The organism is Sutcliffiella sp. NC1 (assembly GCF_027594365.1).
GTDB classification, from domain to species: domain Bacteria; phylum Bacillota; class Bacilli; order Bacillales; family Bacillaceae_I; genus Sutcliffiella; species Sutcliffiella cohnii.
The window spans coordinates 979,376-998,663 of record NZ_CP115153.1 but is presented as its reverse complement, the minus strand read 5'-3'; the positions used below and the strand labels follow the sequence as shown (position 1 = coordinate 998,663).

Genomic DNA, 19,288 nt, shown 5'->3' with positions numbered 1-19,288 from the left:
CATCTTTTATTAGCGGTAAGCCCTTTTTATTGGCGGTAACCACTCTCTTATTTGCAATAACTCCCTTTTATTTGCCGTAACCATCCTTTTATTTGCGATAACCCCACAGGCTATCCTCAAGGTAGATAAGCCACCTAAGATTCTCCAACCAGTTTTGTATGAAAACACCTAATTTGAAGTAGACTTGTTATAAGGGATACATTCCCAATTAAGAAAGAAGGTGCTCACAATTGGAACATCCAAAATCTCCTCATTACGAAGAATACAACGTAATGGATCAATTCCACGAATGGGACGTAATCACGCAAAGAGTCATACGTAATAGACTCGCTGCCAGTGATGTTTCTTTCTTTACACCAGAAGAACAAAACACCATTATCGCTCTTTACCCTATTATTTTCCCATCTCATTTAGGAGATATTGGTGTAAACGTGCTTGCCCTTTTGGATCAACGAATGCGAGAAAATAAAATAAACGGCTATGTAAAAGGCACAACATTACAAAAAGTAGATGTAATACGTACAGGATTACGATATGTTGCTACCGAATGCTATACGCAATTTCACCATCCCTTTTCTACTTTGGAGAAAAAACTACAAATCTCATATGTTGGACAGTTAGTTGAAAACATAGGCTCTAGTGAAGTCTGGATAAAAATAACGCCAAAGTTATTTTTCACTACTTTTACATATGAACTACTTAAAATTATATACGCAGACCCTTCCGTTTGGTCCGATATTGGCTTTGGTGGCCCTGCGTTTCCAAGAGGCTATTATACGTTCGGTTTTGATCAATTTGATCCGTGGGAGGCGCCTAATAATGAGCAAAACAAAAATCATTGATGTTTGTATTGTTGGAGCTGGTGCTAGTGGTAGTGTGATTGCCAGCGAGCTTAGTAAAAAAGGGCTTTCCGTTGTTTGCATAGAGGCTGGTCCTAAAAGGTTGCCAGTTAACGACTTTGCTAGTGACGAATTGGAGATGGAGAAGCTTTTTTGGAATGACCCACGAATTAGCTTAGGCAGTGACCCACTTGATTTAGCAAGAAGTACTTCCGGGAAAGGTGTAGGTGGGAGCGCAGTCCACTATACGGCTCAACTATTACGATTTCATCACTCAGACTTTCGAGCATACACGTTTGAAGGGGTTGGAGAAGATTGGCCGATATCTTATGAAACATTACAACCTTATTACGAAAAGTTAGAAAAAGAGCTGCTGTTATCGGGGCCAATAGACTTCCCGTGGGAGCCATACGGTGGGAAGTATCCATACCCACCACACCATGATTTAAGTAATAACACCTTAAAGTTTAGAGAAGGATGTGAAAATGCTGGATTACAGCATTCCGTTTCCCCACTCGCTATTTTATCAGCTCCACATGAACATCGAGCTCCGTGTACCAATCGGGGGTTTTGTGAGGAAGGGTGTATGCCCGATGCAAAAACGACACCTTTAAACACATTCATTCCGAAAGCTATAAAATACGGTACAAAAATTATAACAGATGCTATGGTAAGCCGTATCGATGTCGATTCCCATGGGAAAGCGCGCGGTGTTGAATATATTAAAAATAATGAAACACATTTCCAAGAAGCTCGTCTTGTTGTGCTTGCAACTTATGCAGTTGAAACACCTCGACTGCTTCTACAAAGTGCAAATTCCAACTACCCAGACGGAATTGCCAACAGTAGTGGTTTAGTCGGAAAATATATTATGACAAATTTAAATGATAAAATGATTATTAAATTCGATGAAGAAATTCGTATGTACCGTGGTAATCCAGTACAAGCATTAACATTAGATCCTTATGAGTATGGTAAAACTTCTAACTACGCTAGAGGGTTTATTATGAATTCTTACGGATTACGACCGATGCGACTAGCTTCTCTATTTTTTGAAAACGAACCTTCCCTTTACGGTGAAGAATTTAGAAGCCGAATGTTAGATTATAATTACTATGGAAGTTTCGCCATGTTAGGAGAAACATTACCACAGAAGGAAAACTGTGTTACTTTAAGTGAAAAGAAAGATGAGCACGGTCTTCCTATACCAAAGGTTCAACATTCTTATGGTGAAAATGATATAAAAATTCGCGAAGCTGCTCGAGAACTTCTATCTCAAATTGGTCAAGCATCTGGTGGCAAACCACTCTACCATTTAAAGGCACATGCACACTTAATGGGTGGATGTCGAATGGGTACTGACCCAACCAATTCAGTAGTGAATAGCTACGGTCAGAGTCACGATATTCCTAATTTATTTATTGTAGGCACACCGACATTTGTCACTGCTCCCTCTGCAAATCCTACATTAACTGTATATGCATTAGCATTAAGAAGTTCGGAATTTATACTGGAAGAATTAAAGTTGCAAAATATTAGCTAAAAGAGGCTCAAACAAGACTAAAATGATCAATTAATAAACGAACAATTGGAGATTTAGCGGAGGAAATATACGTAGACTCCAGCGGGAGGAAAGGCATAGGTGAGAAGATAGCAGTGCGAAGCACGAGGAGGCTCACCAGCTACGAAAAGTGAAGGCGGCTCGACCTGGCCCGACAAGCATAAGCCAGTCACTTCAGTTGGGCGCTCTTTGCCCAACTGAAGTGACTGGCTTATGTCTCGAGGGCCAAGCCGCCGTAACTAGACACGCCCGCGGAAAGCGAAGTATATTTCCGGAGCGGGTCTTCCCCGAAAATCATTGTTCGTTTTTTAATTTGATTAAATAGTCTAGTCCCAACCTATTTCTTAAATTGTCAAAAAACAGACAAACAATTTATCATCGTAAGTTTTTTCCTTTGCATCATCCTATTACTCTATACTATAATTTTCAAGAAGATAGATGAAAGAAGGTTAAATAGTGAATCATACAAAGCTCGTGGAAAACCTTTTATTCGGAGCATTCATCGTCGCTCTAGTTGCAATGCTCGGAAGTTTATACTTTTCCGAAATACTATTATTTATACCTTGCGACCTCTGTTGGTACCAACGTATTTTAATGTATCCGCTTGTTATTATATTAGGTATAGCTGCAGTCAAAAAGGACGCAAACATTACAACATATGCTCTACCCTTTTCTATTATCGGGATTGCAATATCTTCCTACCATTATTTAATCCAAAAAGTGCCTATTTTTGCAGATAACGCATTAGAATGTGGTATTGTCCCATGTACTGGACAATATATTAACTTGTTAGGTTTTATCACTATCCCATTTTTAGCACTCATCGGTTTTATATTAATTACAATACTATTATTACTTGTTAGAAAGTATAAGAAAGAAGGAAAATAATATGAAAAAAATAATTGCTATTATTTCAGTTATTGTCGTCGTCTTTGGTGCAATTGCATTCATAACAAACTATCAACAAAAAGAACAATCAAAAGGAAATCCTTATGGAAAAGATGTTGTTCATCCAGAAACTGTTAAAATATTAGGAAACCCATTATACGAAAACGTTATACTACCAGATGATTTAGAAGAAAACTTAAATAACAATGTTCCAACTACTGTTTACTTTTTTGCGCCTGATTGTCAGTATTGCCAATTAACAACTCCTATTCTAGTTCCTCTTGCAGAAGAAATGGATGTTAATGTCCAATTATATAACTTACGTGAATTTGAAGAAGGTTGGAATGACTATGCTATTCGAGCAACACCTACCCTTATTCATTTCGTTGATGGAAAAGAAGTTAACCGTGTTGAAGGTTACCAAGAAGAACCTGTATTTGAACAATGGCTAGAACAAATAAAAGAAGAGACTGCTAGCGAAAGCTAATAGTCTCTTCTTTTTTACTAGTATTTTAAACTAAGTATTCATTTGCTGCTTTCCCGTATTTCGTAAATGAATACGGTGTATTATTTTGTTTAATAAATTGCTCCAGTGGAAATGGAAAATGGAAACCATACTCTTCTAACATCGTAACATTTCTATTAAAAATAGTACGGTGTTTAGCAGTTACCGTTTCTTCTTGAATGGCTTCAATAACAGCAATTATAGATTGAAGGCTTGAGATGATATAAAATGCTTCCCTTAACGTCCCATTGTAATACGTAAATGTCTCATTAATTCCTTTCGTATGTATAGACCCTACCGTTAAATCCAGCTTCTCCATATCTCGGTCTGTTACATAATGAGGAAGTACGTCGGTTAATAAATAGTAAATTAGTTCATCAATATGATCCTCCTGTTCAGGAGTTGATGCATATACGACTTTCACAGTGAAACCCACCTTTGTTATCTTTTCTTTATTCAAGATTACCATATATAATAAAGGAATTAAGTAGGTAGTTACTGGAATCTTAAAGGTCAGAATTATACCAATTATTGAAAGGTGAAGATAAATGAAAATTTCCATCCGTGGTCATATGATAGAGATAGTTTGCAGTCAGCCATTTACGCAAAGGTCGTTGCAAGACTTTTTAAAGCATGATATTGGTATTCCTAAAACATTACTACACGAAATCCGAATGAGCAAAACTGTAAAAGTTAATGAGGAAGAACCAAACTGGGTAAAGCCATTAAATGAAAATGATCGCATTACATTTAAAGTGATTTACGACGAGACAATTACTCCTCCTCCCACTAAGATGAACATCGATATTTTAATGGAAGACGAAAACCTATTAATCATAAATAAACCATACGGAGTCGATACTCATCCTTCATCTGAAAGAGATACAACTTCCCTGTCAAACGGGGTAGCTGCGTACTTTCACCATCAAGGAATTCGACAAAAGGTCCGCCATATACATCGGTTAGATAGGGATACGAGTGGGACCATTTTATTTGCAAAGCATGCTTTAAGTGGAGCGATTTTAGACCGGTCTTTAGAGAGAAGAGAAATAACAAGAACGTATTTAGCGTTAGTTGAAGGTACTGTAACAACGAAAAAAGGAACAATTAATAAACCTATTGGGAAAGACCGCCACCATTCCAATAGAAGAGTAGTTGCAAAGACTGGTCAAAAAGCAGTTACTCATTTTGAAGTATTAGAGCAATTTTCAAAAGATAATTGTACTTTAGTTAAACTAACATTAGAAACAGGAAGAACTCATCAAATAAGGGTACATATGAGCAGTATCGGGAATCCACTCGTTGGGGACCAATTATATGGAGCAAAAACGAAAAATGGAGGACGGCACGCACTTCACGCATGGCACATTACCGTCCTTCACCCATTTGACAATACATCTTTACATGCTAAAGCGCCTATCCCGGAAAGCTTTTGTCCTCCTTTGTTGCTTAAAAAAATAAAATCAAATTTTGAATAGGTCTCACCCTTGTATACCTTCCGAAAGGATAAGCACATATCCGAAATGGAAGTATTCTTTTCAAATGTTACTTGATATCAACGTGACCAAATTTGATGTCGCAAAATTAAAAGTATATAATCTTGTCGCCTATTTTTCACACTTTCCGTATCTAACCAATAGAATGGTAAAAAGGAAAGGTGAAGAGATATGTATGATTATGTCCTACTGTTACACATATTCTTAATGATTTCCTCTATATTTTTAGGATATTTCTTCATTGTAAAATACGGTCAAAATGTTAGGACGTACCAATTCCATGTCCTATACAGTTTTACTGTTTTGTTTTTTACTTGGTTGCTAACATTTGTATGTTGGTTTTGGTTAATGAGGGGACACGATATTTTTTTACTAATAGGTGGCACCCTAGTTACAATTGTAACAGCACTGTTTTGTAGTCTCGTTTTGTTAGCATCCATAGTCGTGAAAAAAAATATAATCGTTGAGCAAAATGAGAAAAAACTAAGGTGAAAATACCTTAGTTTTTTCTTATTAATAATATATTAATGTACGATAGCTAGTGAGAAACGCTGTGGTCCAGATGGAACGTTATACGCTTGAACCTCAATTGTATACGTTCCAGATTGCGGAGCGTTTATAAATACGTTCTCAACATTGTTGCGACCATCCCAATTATTATCATAAGGATAACTAAAATCATTACCTACATATTTTTGTCCATTCGGAGCAGTAATAACTAGATCTAAATCATTAACTAGTGTATAAGATGCTGTTGTACTTCCAGGTGCATCTGTCCATACTAACGAGATTTTTAATGGTTTACCCGCTTGCGTTTGGAACGAATACGTTGCTTTTTGTCCTGTTGTTAATGCAGTTGCTTCATTGACATACGCTACATTTAACGATTTATCTAAAGTAACACGCCCCCAGCCTTGGTCACCACTTGGATATCCTAAACCAACATCAGTAGCCCCAGCGATAAGTGTAGCTTTTATTAAGGAAGGTTTAGGTGTAATTCCTCTATTTTTTATAAAATGCTCGCGTAATTGCGCGACATTCCCCGCAACTATAGGTGTCGCCATAGAGGTACCGCCCATATACGCATACTTACTGTTATAATTCGCCCAAAACGAAGAGTCTGGTGCTAAAGAAGAGCGTGCTGATAATATAAATGTTCCAGGAGCTGTTACGTCTGGTTTAATTCGTCCATCTCTCGTAGCTCCTCTCGATGAAAATTGTGCGATATGATTAGGGTTATCTGCAATTGAACCGAAACTTGGTCGGTAGTTTTCCGTTGCGCCGACCGTAATGGCATTTTTCGCTGTCCCTGGAGCGCTAATTGTTCCAGAGTTAGGTCCTTCATTTCCAGCTGCAAAAAGTACCGTCATATCATTGTTTCGAACATACTCATCCACTTGTCTCGAGTTAGCAGTGTACGCTCCATTTACTGGGGCCCCCCAAGAGTTAGTATGAATTCTAGCGCCAGCATTCCAAGCTTGACTAAATAACGTATTTAAATTCGATGGTAATCCTCCTAATCCTCCGCTGCTATCCATAATAGATTGGAAGACTAAGTTAGCTTGCGGAGCCATTCCTTTATTTAAAGCATTACCAAGTACAGAACCAGCTACATGCGTACCATGCCCATTCGGATCATTTGCATTGTTAGTTCTTCCTAACGCGTAAAGAGCTGTAATTTTCCCACGGAATGCTTCATGCATAGAACTATCGTTACGACCTGTATCTAAACCCGTATCCGCTACTGCAACTACTTGACCTTGTCCATATAGTCCGTAATTGTTTTGTGCAACGTCTGCTTTTACTATTCCTCTTGCTACATCATTCATTAGCTCATACTCAGGCTTTGGCGAAATATAAAGAACTTCATTATTAGCAGCATGCTGAACAATCTCATCTAAACCGTTAAATTTCATGTTTTTGTTTTCGTGTTTTGTATTTAAAATAACCGCTTGAACTAGCTGAGAAGCTCCTTTCGTTAAAAGCGCAGGGTCAATTTTATAAAATGGTAAAAATGGTTGTACATTCTCAACCGAATGCAAAGAACTTATATTTTTAGTAGCACCACTATATTGTACAATAAAAGCATAATCTGGAATGTAATCTAGAATCGATACTCCTAGAGACTCCAATCCTTTTCTCTCTTCTTCTGAAATAGGTCCAGTAAATTGTACGATGTATAGTTCGTTATTTTTCGAGACTGCTTCTAACTTCTTTTGAATACCTTTAGGAATATTAATATTTTCCGTATCTACTAGAAAGGATGCCTCCCCGCTACTTACCGGTTTAGCCAAACTAGCATTTTCTAAACTTTTCACACCATTAAAATTCACTTGAAAATCTGCCCCACTAGTTGGTGAACTAACCATAACTGATGCTAAGATAGCAGCGGAAGCAACTACTGATAGCACAACTCTTTTTTTCCCCTTCATTTCTCCTCAACTCCTCATCTTCATTCATTAATAAGATAGCATAGGAGAAACCTTTTCCGGTATTGGGAAAATTCAGTCTATTAGTATGTCATACTATTACTTTTTTTCACCCTATTTTCCCAATGGAAAAAGAATGACAGTTTACTATAAACAACGAAAAAGACATTGTTTCTCTTAGGAAACAATGCCTTGCCTCATTATCCAAAATGTACTGGATCAGGATGCTCTTCTAAAGCAATTAATGATTGATTCGCATTATGGTCTACAAGCTGCACTCCTAATGATAGAGATATAACAAGCCCTGCACCTACCAACGTTTTTAATAGTTTATGCATCATATTTCCTCCTTAAAATTTATTTTATTTCCTTATAACATAAAGAATAATAATAACTTGCCTTTTTATATTTAAAACATTGTTCAAAATGTAAAGCTAACCTTTCACTAAATTTAAGAATTAGCTCTTTCATATGGTGCTTCCGATAGTATGGTAAAGCTATTTCTAAAAAATAGGTATCTAGCTGTTCATATTCCTTTGTTAGTAAATAGTTCATCAAATGAAAGGAGATACTATATTTTTTGTATTCTTCCTTTTCTTCTAGGAGGGTTCTTCCTAGCTCAAGCCAATTAAAAGAATGCTCTAAATCTCCTAACTGGTAGTACTCATCAACAATTGAAAAAATAGTATTTAATTTGGACAAGACCGATACATTTTCTTTTAATTTATAACTTTTTTGAAATTGTACTAATGCCTTTTCATGCTGTTTTTGATCGGAAAATAACTTACCTAAATTATGACAAATGGTAGCTTGTAATACCTGATTATTTGATAATTCAGCTATTTTCCATGCCAATATATAACTCTCCTCAGCTTTATCGTATTCTCCAATTCTTCGATAACTAATCCCAAGAAGAATTTGACACTCTGCACTTCGTGTATAATTGTAGGTTGATTGATATATTAATAGAGATTCTTTCGTATAAATAATACTTATCGGCACCCTCATTAACTGACTATAGGCAAGCCCTAATAAATAATAGATATCCGCTTTCTCCGTCTGGTCTAAGTCTGTACTATGGTGCAAGGCTTTCTCCGCTTCTTTTAACTTTTCAATGGAATCATGAAAGTTATTTTTTATATAAAAAATGATAGATTGAAACTTATAATAAAAATATGTCATTTTCAAATCGAAGGTAGCTTGATATTGTTCCAAATTACTTAATTCCAATTCAACCTCATCGAACTTCCTTAATAAAATAAAATATCTCGCTTTAAAAAGTGAAAAATAAATATACGTTTTTAATGATTGAGTAGTAATCAACGGTTCCAGCTTTTGAAATAAAATTCTACTCTGCTCAGCATTACCATCTCTAACTGAGTAATACCAGTTAAACATTTGTTGTAACAATGATTCATTTTCTTGCTCAAACAAATCTACTTCTAATCTTTCAGAAAGTAATTTTAATACTTCCAAACTAGGAGTCGTGATATTGTTTTCAATTTTTGATAAATAAGAAACCGATATGATTCCTTGTGCTAATTCTTCTTGTGTAAAATTTCTACGGAGCCGAAAAAATTTAATTTTACTTCCTACGTCCATTATATGTATCCGTTGTTCTACCGTCATAACGCCTTTTCCTTCCTTTATAAACTGTCTATTTTTTAAAATTTATAAAGACAATTTTATATAATGGAATATTTTAAAAATTGAAACAAAATATCTTCCCTTTATTATATGGTCTTTATCATACAAATTTAAGTAGTTTTTTTATTCTTCTAAGCATAGGAAATTTTTACTAAAAAAATGTTTATTTAGGCTAAATTTGCTATGTCCTCCAGACCCCGAACAAGTGAAAGCGAGGAGGAGACTCAAGCCACGCTCATGGCGACGCACATGATGTGCTAGTGTCGACCGTGCGACAGGACGTCGCGGTACGGTAGACAAAGCGAACACCGCAAGTGAAACGGACAAACCTTTAACCAACTTCTTAATTTCAAGATAGACACCCATGTACCTTTTTCACTTTCTTTGCCGAATTCACACTACTTTTGTCAGCCTGAAAGGAAAATGAAAACCTCTGTGTAATTATTATTTAAGGAGGGATAAATGTTGAGGCAAATGAAAACAAATGAGATTGCTGATGAGATTGGAGTTTCGCCACGGACAGTTCGAGATTGGGTGAAAAGATATAAAATCCCTTGCAATAAAAATGCATTTGGCCATTATGTTTACAATGAACAAGCTGTACAAAAAATTAAAGAAATTAATGGTGAAGACGTCACAACAACTACTAAACAATCCCGACAACTAATAAAAGAGAGAGAAGAGGAGAATGTCACAACCATGGATCAACTAGAAAAAATTTTATCACGACTAAAAGTAGCAGAAATACAAATTCAACAAAAGGCAGATGATGTTGTATCCTATCAACTTTTACAACAAAGAAAAGAAATTGAAGAACTGTCTTCTAAAGTAGAAACGTTGGAGACAAAGTTAATAGAAATGGAAGAAAAACTTCAAGCTTCTAAACCGAGGACTACCCAGATTCAAAACCCACTGCCATTAAAACCGAAAAGACGAGGAATTGCAAAAGCTATTTTTAGTATCTTTTAAAAATAACGGCATACAAAGTTGTTGCCGTTATTTTTTCTGCCTATTTTCGATTTTTGCTAATACATCTCGAAAAGCTTCGATCAATTCAATCTTATCATCATTAGGAAGGTTCGAATCGATAATACGGGCAACAGCTAGTGAAAACTTTTCATGTATCGTCTTCCTTAACCTTGGATGTGTTAACTCATCATTTAATTCCCTCTCTAGGAGCAGTTGAAAATGCTCTTGTTCAGCTACATTGTCAAGCTCGACCTTCCGATTATTCCAAAGATTTAAATAGTTTTGTAATAATTTCATAAAATAATTCTCCTAATCTTTTTTCGAAATATATTGAAAAATATAGAAATTACCAGTTTTTTATGGTAATTTGATTACATGATAGACAACAATAGTTAACTTAAAAAGAAATGTAAGGTGACAAACATGATTTACATAAAAGATTTTATTTTGCATCTTTTCTTTATTCTCTTTCCCATTTTACTTTATCATAGCATTACATTTTATCGGAATGAAATCATTAACGAATCGATGCAAAAAATGTACTTATTTATAAGCTGTTCTATATCTTCCATCATGTGTATGCTGTTTCCAATATTCGTTCATGCTGGTGTAAATTTTGACTTGCGTGGCATTCCAATCATAATAGCTATATTATATGGAGGGTACTTATATGGATTTTTTACGATTGTAGTTTTACTACTTTTTCGTTTACTTATTGGTGGGTATGACGGAATAATTTCAACGTTCATCGCTACCCCTCTATACACAATCTTACCTGCATTTCTTTACCCATATTGGGCTGATTTTAATAAAAAAATCAAGTTTGTTTCATCATTTTTTATTATTTCCATTAAATTTTTAGCTCTTTATTTTGTAATTTATTTCGGACATTCCTTCCTTCAATTTCAATACAATCATCTTTTTGAAGATTTCCGTTATGCAATTTTACTAGGGGTATTTAGCTTTATCACTATCGTTCTAGCCATTTTTTTATTAGAGTATTTTCTAGATATTGCAGCAATCCAAAGACAAGTGCAAAAAACAAAACGTCTTTCTATGGTATCTAGCTTGGCCGCAAGCGTTGCGCATGAAATTCGAACACCTTTAACTGTCGTTAAAGGTTTTTCTCAACTATTAGGTACTGAACAAAATAAATCGAATAAAGAATTCGTTCCTATTATTCTACATGAATTAGATCGGACGGAAGAAATAGTACAAAATTTTTTAAATTTAGCTAACAATAAAGTATCTGAAATGAAATCAATATCTTCAATAGAGCTTATTGATTCATCAATCGAAGCATTAACAACTTATTCATCCAATAGTAAAGTGCCGATTGATTGTTTTCACGAAAAAAACTATCGATTAAAAGGAGATTTTGCACCTTTATGCGAGGCACTTATTAATATTTTAAAAAATTCAATTGATGCTGTAAGTAACCCACATGGCAAAGTGACAGTTAAATGTTTTATGAAAAATAAAAACGTTATTATACAAGTTAAAGATAATGGTGTTGGCATGACCTCGGAACAAATAGAAAGACTTGGTGAACCAGCCTACAACCTTATTGAAAAAGGTACTGGTCTTGGCCTTATGACGGCTTTTTCCATCATCTATGCTCATGGGGGAGACATTCAATTTAAAAGTAAAATAAACAAAGGTACAGTCGTAACAATTTCCATACCTGGCTACAAAAAAGGAGCATAGTTTTTAAAAACTAGCTCCTTTCCTTATTATAAGTTTGCTACTGCACTTGCTGGAATAAATATATAAACAAGTATCGCTAAAATAAAACAATAAATAGAAAAATAAATTAGTTTACTTCTCTTTAAGAAGTCGATTAACCAAATAATACCTAACCAAGAGAAGATGAATGTCACGATGAACGCGACGATTAATGCGGGCACCCCAACTTCCGCAAACGCTCCTCCTGAAATATCTTTAAATGCTAATACAGATGAACCTAAAATAACAGGTACTGATAGTAAAAATGAATATCTTACAGCAGTTTCTTTATTTAATCCTGATAGTAAAGCAGCTACTAACGTAGAACCTGAACGAGAAATTCCTGGAAAAACCGCGATAGTTTGTCCAATACCAACGATAACAGAGTCTTTCAACGTCATATCTTTTTCCGTTCTATTTCCATCTTTATGCAAGCGCTCAATGTAAATTAAGGCTAAACCAGTGATCGTTAACGTAATAGAAATAGTTAATGGACGTTTTAACGTTTCACTAAAAGCATCTTCTAACAGTATGCCTCCGACGCCAGTAATAGCAGTCGCAACAACAATGTAAATGGCAAACCAAAAACTTGTTTTATTCTCTGCAGTCTTTTCTCTAAAGTAGGCAAAAAAACCGGTAATGATGGAAATAATATCTTTTCTAAAATAAATAATAACAGCTAAAATGGATGCTAAATGAAGAAAAATTTCAAATGATAAACCTGGTAAATTATAACCTAAAAGGTATTGAGTGATAACTATGTGCGCTGTACTCGAAATAGGTAAGTATTCCGATATTCCTTGAACTATACCGAAAATAATCGCTTCTAAAATGGACATATTGTTCTCCTCTGTATATAAAAATTGCAAAATCTTTTTCCATTGTAACACAAACTTTATATCTTTTATTTTACATTTTAATTAATATTTTGCTTATCTTTTTTGACTTCCTTGAAACAGAGTGGCGGTTTAAATTAATCCTTCCTCTACAAAACAGGTAGTACTCCCCACTTTGTAATAACAAAAAAAAGAGGCTGAGACAAAACTAAAATGATCATGATAAAAAACGAACAATCGCAGAATTAGCGGAGGAAATGTACGTAGACTCCTCGAAAAATGCCTCCGCATTTTTCTTCGTGCGATGTTTCGCTGCCGAAGCCTTCCTTGTCCTGCGGGAGCAAAGGCATAGGTGAGAAGATAGCAGTGCTTTAGCACGAGGAGGCTCACCAGCCGCCCGCGGAAAGCGAAGTACATTTCCGGAGCGGGTTATTTCCACTCTACTATTTTTTGTTCGTTTTATACTTTGATAAAAATAGTTGTGTCCCAACCTCGACTTTAGCTATTCGTCGCTAGAATGTCGATTGGTCCTCCTTGGGCTGCTATGTCTTGAAGATAAAATAGGTTTATAGGAAACATTGGTAGTCCGACGACGTAGGGGCTTAGTTCGTATGCTTGGAAATATATAACGATTGTTTTATCTGCTATATAAAAATATTGGTTCGGGTTGATATTTTCAAAAGGCTCTAACGTTGGAATTTCTCTTCTTCTAATCTGAGCTCGAACTTCGTTAGATATTCTTTCTACATAATTACTGTTTGGACTAAACAAATCTGGTAGCGAATATTGTTTTCCTGTTACTGTATTAAACGTGAGTGATTGAATAACCGTTAAGCCATGTGCTGCTCCTTCTATATACGTATAATTACTTATGGCAATACTTAAAATTCCTCTTTGATTATTTTTCACTTCAAACGTACTAACTACTTCTGCTCTATCTTTATTTTGGAAATAACCTTGGGAAACTAATAGATGATGGATTACATTTTGTAGTCGATGATTAATAAAATGTTGTACTTGACTATTTTTCAATCCACTAACGATTGGAAAATATATTGTCGCTTTAGGAGATAGTCTCCACACTTGGGTTCGTACAATAGCCGGCGGAGTAAATAGTGCCATACTTTCACCTCTTTCGTTAATTATTTCATATATATTCCGAATAATGATGGAGAAGAAGAGAGATAAAGATAAAGATAAAGATAAAAAAATAAAAAAGCCCAATAGCGATTTGCTATTAGACTTTCATCTTTTCTTCATTGTTCGTTTGAAAATATGATTTAACGATGAGGTGTAGTATATCTTCTGTCATATTTAAATGCTGTAAATTTGAATCTTTTAATAATTGTTGTGTATTTTGGTCGTGAAAGATGATGTTACGATCTAAATATGGCTTAAAGACACTAATCATTTCATTCATTTGCTTTTCTAACGGATTGAGTTCGTACTGACTATTAAACTCATATATTTGCAAATTATTAAACTGAAGGTAATGTTTAATAACATTTAGTATTTCCATATTAGTGGAAGGATTAGGATTTGTTATAAAGTAAATCATATTTTTCTCAGCTTTTTGACTTCCTAATGCGAGTATATCTGCTACATAGTCAACAGGTACAAGATTAGAAGTTCCATCACTTGAGCCAATTAAGTGAATTTTTTCAGTTAAAAGGCCTTTTCTTTCTAACCGTTTCTTGAATAAATCTAATCCACGCATAAACCCATACAACGTAAATTGCGAATTTGCCTCACCTGTTTTGGAATCTCCTACGATAATACTTGGTCGAAAAATACTTACATCCATTTTGTCAGCGTACTCAAACACCGCTCTTTCTGCTAACGCTTTACTCTCTTCATATGGATTATAATATGTTTGTCCTATTGGGGACAGTTGTTCAAATCCTTCGTCGCTTGTTCCTACAGTATATGCTGTGCTTACGTGAAGAAACTTTTTAACTTTAATTTTGTGAGCAAAACTAAGCGCTTCTTTCGTCCCTCCAAAGTTTGTTGCCATCAATTCTTCTCTTAACTCCACATCAAACTTTACAAGCGCTGCCAAATGATAAAATACATCTATTTTATTTTCCAGATATGTTACATCGTCCTCAGATAACCCTAAGTTCTTTGCTGTTATATCTCCTTGAAAAATCGTAATCGATGCATCTTCTGTTGAACATAGTGTCGATAGAGTACTTTCTGCCTTTTTTATATCTCTAGCTATCAAGTAAATAGCATGTCCTTCAAGTAGAAATTGTTTTATCAGCTTGCTTCCTAAAAAACCAGTTGCTCCAGTTAAAAATATATTCATTGGTGCCTCCTATACTGTCGGGTTACGTTTAAGTTTAATATAGATAGGAGTATCTATCAACATAAGTATGTATATTAGTACTGGTACTTAAAGGGATTAGTTATTTGCAAGTGCTTTAGCTTTCTCTGTACAGACATCCATCGCAGAAAGAACAGCTGAACGTAATCCTTCTTTTTCCAAAGTTAATACTGCTTCAATTGTCGCTCCACCTGGTGTACAAACTTGGTCTTTTAATTCTCCTGGGTGCTTTCCTGTCTCTAATACCATTTTCGCTGCACCTAATACTGCCTGTGCCCCTAGTTTATATGCTTGGTCTCTTGGAATCCCTTGTTTAACTGCCCCATCAGCAAGCGCTTCAATAAACATATATACGTAAGCTGGAGAAGATCCACTTATTGCTGGAATTGCATCCATAAGCCCTTCATTCATTACTTCAGCTTGACCAAACGTTTCACATAGCTTAACTACTAGGTCAAGCTCATCAGTAGTAACATATCTGTTAGGTGTAATTACACTCATTCCCTCCCTCACTAGAGAAGGTGTGTTTGGCATTACTCTAATTGCTTTTACTCCGTTATGAAAACCGCTCTCCAAATACGACAACGTAATGCCCGCAGCAATCGTAATTACAATAACATCTTTTTTCACATAATCTTTTATTTCATCGATTACTTCTTTATGAACATCAGGCTTTACAGCAAGAAATAATATATCAGCATTTTTTGCAACTTGCTTATTATCTCTTTCGATTTTTATGTTAAAAGTCTTTTTTACAAATTGCCTCGTCTCTTCTGTTCTTGCGCTTGCGATTATTCGCTCACGATCGACAATTCCTGATTGAATCATTCCACCTATTATCGCTTGAGCCATTTTCCCACAGCCTATAAATGCTAACGTTTTATTCATTTTTCGTTCACTTCCCTTTTTTCTCTTGACTTGTATTATACAAAAGGGTGTTAGATTACACAAAAAAATCGTCCAGAAATAGATTCCGGACGAAGCTATCTAATTAAACTATTGCAATGCTTTCTCTACATCAATAACGCCATTTCCATAATAAAAACTGCTTCCTAAGTTTGTTGCTGTTTCACGTAATTTTTCTCTAACTTGCACATTCGTTAAAGTTGGATCTTGTGCTAATAATAAAGCTGCAGCACCTGCTACATGAGGTGAAGCCATAGATGTTCCATTTAAAGAACCGTAACTATTCCCAGGCAATGTACTTAAAATATTTGCACCTGGAGCCATCACTTCCAATTGGCTTCCGACGCTAGAGAAAGATGCTCTTCTATTATTTGAATCTACTGCTCCTACCGCAATAACAGAGTCGTAGCGAGCTGGATATCCAATCGTATTAATAAGCCCAAAGAAATCTCCACTATTTCCGGCAGCAGCCACTACAACAAGTCCGCTATTGTATGCATTATCAGCAGCCTGCTTTAATGTAGTAGACCCTGAACTTCCCCCTAAACTCATATTAATTACATCCATATTATTTGCAATAGACCACTCTATTCCTTGTGCAATTCCACTTAATGTTCCACTACCGTCAGTGCCTAACACTTTAACAGCATAGAGATCAACGTCATACGCTACACCAAGAACGCCTACTTGATTATTTAAAGCCGCTACAGTTCCTGCTACATGTGTTCCATGTCCATTACCATCCTGAAGTGCATTCGGCTCACCAGCGACGAAACTTGCTCCACCAACTACTCGCAAATCTTCATGGGATGCGTCGATGCCTGTATCAAGTATGGCTACCTTCACGCCATTCCCAGTTACATTTTGTGAATGAGCAACATCTGCTTTAATATGAGGAACACCATACGGTACAGTTTGACTTACGGCATGCATTTTCACATTTTCTTCTATGTATGCCACATTCGGATTTTTCTCTAACGCATTAACTGCTTGCTCTGGCAATGTTACTTCTAATACGTTCATATATTGAAATTGATGATTAATTTGCCCACCAAGATTTTGGACAGTTTGTTTATCATTTGCCCCAACATTCTTCTCAAACCCAATTAAATACTCCTTCATTACTGGCTTCCCATTTGCACTCGCGCTACTTGGAAGTAACACAAAAGATACAACTAAAACTAGGATTGCTAAAACGGAAAGTAACTTAGAACATTTTCTCAAAATAAAACCTCCCCCTTGATTTCTAAATACTCTGACGTATTTAGTTCGTTTTTATGTTAGCATATGTTATCTAACATTGTTATTGGGAAAATAGGGAGGTCCATCATCACGTAAGCCTAAAGAATTCTTCTAACTTTCCCAATGATGCAAATATACATTTTACAAATTTAATGTTTACACTAATATTTCGTTATTTTTTTCCGATATAATTATTAGACTAAAATTTGGGGGACATCTAATGAGCAACTGGTGGAAAAAACAAAATATCGGAACAAAATACTTTACTATTTTCGGAATTACTCTTGCGTTATTTGTTATTACATTATCCATTGTCTTTATGCAGTTTTATCGATTAAGTGGTAATGTTGAAAAAATGGACCAAGCTAGTAGGCAAGAAATTTTGTTAACGGAAATGGGATCTATCGTTAAGGAAAAGACAATAAAAGCATACAGTTATCAATTTCAACCGAACGAAACGACTGTCAAACAATATGAAGAGATTTCAGCACACTTAACTACTTTAGAGGAAAATGTGGAAGGTATCATTCTTTCATCACAAGCAGAAGCTTTTGAACAGTATAAAACGATTAACAACCAATTTAATCATTTATTTTTCAATGAGTTAATTGCAGCTATTTTAATGGATAACGAAATTATCGTTACTAATACATTAAGGCAAATGGAAGTGTTGAACAGCCAAACAATAGATATTTTATATGATCTTCGCAGTCAGTACGAGCAAATGAGACAGGAAAGTAACGAAACGACTTTCTCTAATATAACTAGAAGTGCCATTGTTATTTTGATAGCAACAGTATTAACAATCGCTTTAAGTGGGATCATTATAGTTCGACTAAACCGTTCCATAAGTAACGGGCTAAAAAATGTTGTACATACAGCAAATGAAATTTCAGAAGGAAATTTATCTATTGGCGATATTCAAACATCAAGTACAGATGAAATCGGCCAGCTTAGTACGTCTGTCAATCATATGAAAAATAATTTAAAAGCAATGGTGGAGGAAATTCAACACGTTTCACAAACAGTCACCATTCAAAGCGAAGCACTCAAAGAATCTTCAAACGAGGTGCAACAAGGAGGCGAACAAGTAGCTGCTACGATGCAACAGCTATCCGCAGGTGCTGATCAACAAGCAGATGCTGCTTCTGAAATAAATGAAAAAGTGAATGTGTTTACTAGCCTAATTAGTAACACGAATACATTAGGGGAAGATTGCTTCCAAGCTTCATCTGAAGTTCTCCAATCAACATCTTCTGGTAAAGAATTAATGAAGAACTCAGTAGAAGCAATGGAAAACATTTATGAAAATGTAGAGCAGTCCTTTCAAAAGATTGGTGGTCTGGAACAAAAAACGAAAGAAGTATCTAGTTTAGTCGAAGTAATACAAGGTATTGCTGCTCAAACGAACCTTTTAGCATTAAATGCAGCAATTGAGGCGGCACGTGCTGGTGAAAGCGGCAGAGGCTTCGCAGTAGTTGCGGAGGAAGTAAGAAAGTTAGCGGAACAAGTATCCCAGTCACTTGAAGGAATTACGACTATCGTTAATGGCATTAAAACGGAATCTAAAATTATCTCCGAGTCGCTTACGACTAGTTTCCATCTAGTGAAAGAAGGAACGGAATCAATTAGAATAACGGGCGACACGTTTGGTACGATTCATGAACATATTCAAACAATGGGTGAAAGAATACAAACGATGACGCATAACTTACAAGATGTAACAAAAACTTCTAAAGACATTAATATGTCGATTGAATCCATTGCATCTGTTACAGAGGAATCAGCTGCTGGTATAGAAGAAACAGCTGCAACAATTGAACAATCCAACCATTCTATGGAGGAAATTGCTTCAAGTGCTAAAAACCTCTCTCAATTATCAGAGCAGTTAAATGTATTAGTCACTAAATTTAAATAAT

General features: G+C 35.5%; 18 protein-coding genes. 8 read left to right on the top strand and 10 right to left on the bottom strand.

Annotated features, from left to right (window positions below; genetic code table 11):
• The first annotated feature begins 230 nt into the window (after nucleotides 1-230).
• The 4 genes from O1A01_RS05010 (at nucleotide 231) to O1A01_RS04995 (ending at nucleotide 3,775) form a co-directional block, all read left to right on the top strand.
• A complete protein-coding gene (locus O1A01_RS05010; RefSeq protein ID WP_270065718.1) occupies nucleotides 231-842 on the top strand; it encodes a gluconate 2-dehydrogenase subunit 3 family protein in 612 nt (203 codons plus the stop codon).
• Nucleotides 820-2,382, top strand: a complete 1,563-nt coding sequence (locus O1A01_RS05005; protein WP_270065717.1) for a GMC family oxidoreductase — start codon at nucleotides 820-822, stop codon at nucleotides 2,380-2,382. Before O1A01_RS05010 ends, O1A01_RS05005 begins: the two co-directional genes overlap by 23 nt.
• A gap of 471 nt (nucleotides 2,383-2,853) precedes the next feature.
• On the top strand, nucleotides 2,854-3,288 hold the full coding sequence (locus O1A01_RS05000; RefSeq protein WP_066421152.1) for a disulfide oxidoreductase: 435 nt from the start codon (nucleotides 2,854-2,856) through the stop codon (nucleotides 3,286-3,288).
• Nucleotide 3,289: 1 nt separating this feature from the next.
• Nucleotides 3,290-3,775, top strand: coding sequence for a thioredoxin family protein (locus O1A01_RS04995; RefSeq protein ID WP_066421155.1), 486 nt, complete (start codon nucleotides 3,290-3,292; stop codon nucleotides 3,773-3,775).
• A 25-nt stretch (nucleotides 3,776-3,800) separates the two neighbouring features.
• Here O1A01_RS04995 and O1A01_RS04990 read toward each other — a convergent pair whose 3' ends face one another.
• On the bottom strand, nucleotides 3,801-4,217 hold the full coding sequence (locus tag O1A01_RS04990; protein WP_270065716.1) for a DUF5365 family protein: 417 nt from the start codon (nucleotides 4,215-4,217) through the stop codon (nucleotides 3,801-3,803).
• A gap of 124 nt (nucleotides 4,218-4,341) precedes the next feature.
• Between O1A01_RS04990 and O1A01_RS04985 the strand changes: the two genes are divergently transcribed.
• Nucleotides 4,342-5,271: an RluA family pseudouridine synthase gene (locus O1A01_RS04985; RefSeq protein WP_270065715.1), complete on the top strand. Its 930-nt coding sequence runs from the start codon at nucleotides 4,342-4,344 to the stop codon at nucleotides 5,269-5,271.
• Nucleotides 5,272-5,813: 542 nt separating this feature from the next.
• Here O1A01_RS04985 and O1A01_RS04980 read toward each other — a convergent pair.
• The 3 genes from O1A01_RS04980 to O1A01_RS04970 form a co-directional block, all read right to left on the bottom strand.
• Nucleotides 5,814-7,721, bottom strand: a complete 1,908-nt coding sequence (locus O1A01_RS04980) for a S8 family serine peptidase (protein WP_270065714.1) — start codon at nucleotides 7,719-7,721, stop codon at nucleotides 5,814-5,816.
• Nucleotides 7,722-7,918: 197 nt separating this feature from the next.
• Nucleotides 7,919-8,059, bottom strand: a complete 141-nt coding sequence (locus tag O1A01_RS04975; RefSeq protein ID WP_157076716.1) for a hypothetical protein — start codon at nucleotides 8,057-8,059, stop codon at nucleotides 7,919-7,921.
• A gap of 16 nt (nucleotides 8,060-8,075) precedes the next feature.
• Complete coding sequence (locus tag O1A01_RS04970) at nucleotides 8,076-9,347, bottom strand: helix-turn-helix transcriptional regulator (RefSeq protein ID WP_066421176.1); 1,272 nt, start codon at nucleotides 9,345-9,347, stop codon at nucleotides 8,076-8,078.
• 480 nt (nucleotides 9,348-9,827) lie between these two features.
• On the opposite strand from O1A01_RS04970, the gene O1A01_RS04965 reads away from it, so the two are divergent.
• A complete protein-coding gene (locus tag O1A01_RS04965) occupies nucleotides 9,828-10,334 on the top strand; it encodes a MerR family transcriptional regulator (RefSeq protein ID WP_066421179.1) in 507 nt (168 codons plus the stop codon).
• Nucleotides 10,335-10,361: 27 nt separating this feature from the next.
• Here the strand turns inward: O1A01_RS04965 and O1A01_RS04960 are convergent, their stop codons facing one another.
• Nucleotides 10,362-10,631, bottom strand: coding sequence for a hypothetical protein (locus O1A01_RS04960; protein ID WP_270065713.1), 270 nt, complete (start codon nucleotides 10,629-10,631; stop codon nucleotides 10,362-10,364).
• A 126-nt stretch (nucleotides 10,632-10,757) separates the two neighbouring features.
• Between O1A01_RS04960 and O1A01_RS04955 the strand changes: the two genes are divergently transcribed.
• Nucleotides 10,758-12,041 carry an ATP-binding protein gene (locus tag O1A01_RS04955; RefSeq protein WP_270065712.1) on the top strand — a complete coding sequence of 428 codons (1,284 nt, stop codon included), beginning with the start codon at nucleotides 10,758-10,760 and terminating at the stop codon, nucleotides 12,039-12,041.
• 26 nt (nucleotides 12,042-12,067) lie between these two features.
• Here O1A01_RS04955 and uppP read toward each other — a convergent pair whose 3' ends face one another.
• The 5 genes from uppP to O1A01_RS04930 form a co-directional block, all read right to left on the bottom strand.
• A complete protein-coding gene (gene uppP, locus O1A01_RS04950; protein ID WP_066421186.1) occupies nucleotides 12,068-12,898 on the bottom strand; it encodes an undecaprenyl-diphosphatase UppP in 831 nt (276 codons plus the stop codon).
• 495 nt (nucleotides 12,899-13,393) lie between these two features.
• On the bottom strand, nucleotides 13,394-14,017 hold the full coding sequence (locus tag O1A01_RS04945; RefSeq protein WP_270065711.1) for a DUF3298 and DUF4163 domain-containing protein: 624 nt from the start codon (nucleotides 14,015-14,017) through the stop codon (nucleotides 13,394-13,396).
• Between the two features lie 115 nt (nucleotides 14,018-14,132).
• A complete protein-coding gene (locus O1A01_RS04940) occupies nucleotides 14,133-15,203 on the bottom strand; it encodes an SDR family oxidoreductase (protein WP_066419947.1) in 1,071 nt (356 codons plus the stop codon).
• A 96-nt stretch (nucleotides 15,204-15,299) separates the two neighbouring features.
• On the bottom strand, nucleotides 15,300-16,109 hold the full coding sequence (proC, locus tag O1A01_RS04935; RefSeq protein ID WP_270065710.1) for a pyrroline-5-carboxylate reductase: 810 nt from the start codon (nucleotides 16,107-16,109) through the stop codon (nucleotides 15,300-15,302).
• 108 nt (nucleotides 16,110-16,217) lie between these two features.
• Nucleotides 16,218-17,351: a S8 family peptidase gene (locus tag O1A01_RS04930; protein ID WP_443081797.1), complete on the bottom strand. Its 1,134-nt coding sequence runs from the start codon at nucleotides 17,349-17,351 to the stop codon at nucleotides 16,218-16,220.
• 238 nt (nucleotides 17,352-17,589) lie between these two features.
• On the opposite strand from O1A01_RS04930, the gene O1A01_RS04925 reads away from it, so the two are divergent.
• The gene (locus O1A01_RS04925) at nucleotides 17,590-19,287 is read left to right on the top strand and encodes a methyl-accepting chemotaxis protein (protein WP_270065709.1); all 1,698 of its coding nucleotides are present in this window, start codon (nucleotides 17,590-17,592) and stop codon (nucleotides 19,285-19,287) included.
• The last annotated feature ends 1 nt before the right edge of the window (nucleotide 19,288 follow it).

What these genes read in the sequence shown, in the direction of transcription:
- O1A01_RS05005 (WP_270065717.1), top strand. Translation starts at nt 820, where the DNA reads ATGAGCAAAACAAAAATCATTGATGTTTGTATTGTTGGAGCTGGTGCT.
- O1A01_RS04995 (WP_066421155.1), top strand. Translation starts at nt 3,290, where the DNA reads ATGAAAAAAATAATTGCTATTATTTCAGTTATTGTCGTCGTCTTTGGT.
- O1A01_RS04985 (WP_270065715.1), top strand. Translation starts at nt 4,342, where the DNA reads ATGAAAATTTCCATCCGTGGTCATATGATAGAGATAGTTTGCAGTCAG.
- O1A01_RS04980 (WP_270065714.1), bottom strand. Translation starts at nt 7,721, where the DNA reads ATGAAGGGGAAAAAAAGAGTTGTGCTATCAGTAGTTGCTTCCGCTGCT.
- O1A01_RS04975 (WP_157076716.1), bottom strand. Translation starts at nt 8,059, where the DNA reads ATGATGCATAAACTATTAAAAACGTTGGTAGGTGCAGGGCTTGTTATA.
- O1A01_RS04970 (WP_066421176.1), bottom strand. Translation starts at nt 9,347, where the DNA reads ATGACGGTAGAACAACGGATACATATAATGGACGTAGGAAGTAAAATT.
- O1A01_RS04965 (WP_066421179.1), top strand. Translation starts at nt 9,828, where the DNA reads ATGTTGAGGCAAATGAAAACAAATGAGATTGCTGATGAGATTGGAGTT.
- O1A01_RS04960 (WP_270065713.1), bottom strand. Translation starts at nt 10,631, where the DNA reads ATGAAATTATTACAAAACTATTTAAATCTTTGGAATAATCGGAAGGTC.
- O1A01_RS04955 (WP_270065712.1), top strand. Translation starts at nt 10,758, where the DNA reads ATGATTTACATAAAAGATTTTATTTTGCATCTTTTCTTTATTCTCTTT.
- uppP (WP_066421186.1), bottom strand. Translation starts at nt 12,898, where the DNA reads ATGTCCATTTTAGAAGCGATTATTTTCGGTATAGTTCAAGGAATATCG.
- O1A01_RS04945 (WP_270065711.1), bottom strand. Translation starts at nt 14,017, where the DNA reads ATGGCACTATTTACTCCGCCGGCTATTGTACGAACCCAAGTGTGGAGA.
- O1A01_RS04940 (WP_066419947.1), bottom strand. Translation starts at nt 15,203, where the DNA reads ATGAATATATTTTTAACTGGAGCAACTGGTTTTTTAGGAAGCAAGCTG.
- proC (WP_270065710.1), bottom strand. Translation starts at nt 16,109, where the DNA reads ATGAATAAAACGTTAGCATTTATAGGCTGTGGGAAAATGGCTCAAGCG.
- O1A01_RS04925 (WP_270065709.1), top strand. Translation starts at nt 17,590, where the DNA reads ATGAGCAACTGGTGGAAAAAACAAAATATCGGAACAAAATACTTTACT.